Origin of the sequence: Geodermatophilus sp. Leaf369 (assembly GCF_001424455.1) — a bacterium.
Lineage (GTDB): Bacteria > Actinomycetota > Actinomycetes > Mycobacteriales > Geodermatophilaceae > Klenkia.
Window position 1 is genome coordinate 1 of sequence record NZ_LMQA01000008.1, and the last position, 2246, is coordinate 2246.

Annotated in this window: 1 protein-coding gene; it reads right to left on the minus strand. The window is 75.3% G+C overall.

Annotated features, from left to right (window positions below; all coding sequences use genetic code 11):
* On the minus strand, nt 1-2116 hold a 2116-nt coding region (locus ASG36_RS21300; RefSeq protein ID WP_055769263.1), incomplete at its 3' end, for a chaplin family protein.
* Nucleotides 2117-2246 lie beyond the last annotated feature (130 nt).

Genomic DNA, 2246 nt, shown 5'->3' on the forward strand with positions numbered 1-2246 from the left:
TGGCGGTCGTCAGGCCCAGGCCGAGGGCGAGGGCGAGCAGTGCGGCCAGCAGCGGGGTGGTGAGGTCGGCGCCGGTGTAGGCGAGGGTCTCGTCGCTGGTGGTGTTCTGGTCGTCGGTGCCGGCGTCGTAGGTGACGGCGGTGGCGACGGGGGTGGTGCCGGAGACGACGATCGGGGTGATCCCGCGCGGGGTCTCCGGGGTGGTGGCGTCCTCCGGGGTGGTCACCGGGGTCTCGGGATCCGTCGGGTCCTCAGGGGTGCCCGGGGTCTCGGGGTCGGTGGGGGTGCCGGGGGTGGCGGGGCCGCAGTCGGCGGCGGCGTCGCCGAGCAGGCCGACGGCGATGCCGCAGACGTCGACGGGGACGGTGACGGGGACGTCGATGCCGGTGCCCGGCGTCGTGGTGCCGGGGGTGGTGGGGGTGGTGCCACCGGTGGTGCCACCGGTGCAGTCGGCCGAGGCGTCGCCGATGACGCCGGCGGCGATGCCGCAGACGTCCACGGGGACGGTGACGGGGACGTTGACGTCGTTGCCGGTCGCGGGCGTGGTGCCGGGGTCGGTGGGCGTGGTGCCCGGGGTCGGGGTCGTTCCGCCGGTGGTGGCTCCACCGGTGCAGTTCGAGCTGGCGTCACCGATCGCGCCGGCGGCGATGCCGCAGACGTTCACGGGGATGGTGACGGGGACGTCGACGTCGTTGCCGGAGCCGATGGTGCCGGTGCCGGGGGTGGTGGTGCCCGGCGTGGTGGGGGTGGTGCCGCCGGTGGTGGCTCCACCGGTGCAGTCGCTGCTGGCGTCACCGATCACGCCGGCGGCGATGCCGCAGACGTTGACGGGGATGGTGACGGGGACGTCGACGTCGTTGCCGGAGCCGACGGTGTCGGTACCGGGGGTGGTGTTGCCGGGCGTCGTGGTGCCCGGGGTGGTGGGGGTGGTGCCGCCGGCGGTGGATCCGCCGGTGCAGTCCGCGGCGGCGTCGCCGAGGAGGCCGACGCCGATGCCGCAGACGTTCACCGGGACGGAGATCGGGGCGTTCACGTCGTTGCCGGAGGCGACGCCGCCGGTGCCCGTCGTCGGGGTCGTGCCGGTCGTGGGCGTGGTGCCGCCGGTGGTCGCGCCACCGGTGCAGTCGGCCGCGGCGGAGCCGATGGCGATGCCGCAGACGTTCACCGGGATGGAGACGGGTGCGTCGACGTCGTTGCCGGTGGCGATGCCGCCGCTGTTGGTCGGGGTGGTCCCGGTGGTGGGTGTGGTGCCGCCGGTGCTCGCGCCGCCGGTGCAGTCGGCGGCGGCGTCGCCGAGGAGGCCGACGCCGATGCCGCAGACGTTCACCGGGACGGTGACGGGGACGTCGACGTCGTTGCCGGAGGCGATCCCACCGGAGCCGGTGGTGCCGGTGGTCGGGGTGCTGGGCGCCGGGGTGGTGGAGGCGCCGCCGGTGGAGCCGGCAGCAGCGTCTCCGAGGACGCCGGCGGCGATGCCGCCGACGTTGATCGGGGCAGCGACGTCGAGGTCGATGTCGTTGCCGGAGGCGATCCCACCGGAGCCGGTGGTGCCGGCGGCCGGGGTGCTGGGCGCCGGGGTGGTGGAGGCGCCGCCGGTGGAGCCGGCAGCAGCGTCACCGAGGACGCCGGCGGCGATACCGCCGACGTTGACGGGGGCGGCGACGTCGATGTCCACGTCGTTGCCCGAGGCGATCCCGCCGGAGCCGGTGGTGTCGGCGGCCGGGTTGCTGGGGGCCGGGGTGGTGGAGGCGCCGCCGGTGGAGCCGGCAGCAGCGTCACCGAGGACGCCGGCGGCGATGCCGCCGACGTTGATCGGTGCGGCGACGTCGACGTCCACGTCGTTGCCCGAGGCGATCCCCCCGGAGGAGGACGCGGGCGCCGGGGCAGGAGCAGGCGGAGGAGCGGTTGAGGCGCCGCCGGTGGAGTCGGCAGCAGCGTCGCCGAGGACGCCGGCGGCGATGCCGCCGACGTTGACGGGGGCGGCGATGTCGATGGTGATGGTGTTGCCGGTCAGGAGGCCGGTTCCGGTGTCGGCTGAGGCGATACCGCTGCCGGTGGCCAGGAGGCCTCCGGTGAGCAGTGCCGTCTGCAGACCGCGCTTGACCCACAGGTTCATCGCGAGAGTCCTTCTCAGGGAATGGTGCTGGGACTGATGGGTGCCGGCCCGCTCGTGGGGGTCGGGTGTCGCCGTGCTCAGCGCGCAGAGGCTGAGGGCGCCCGGGTCAGTCGGGGGAGAAGGAGGGGTC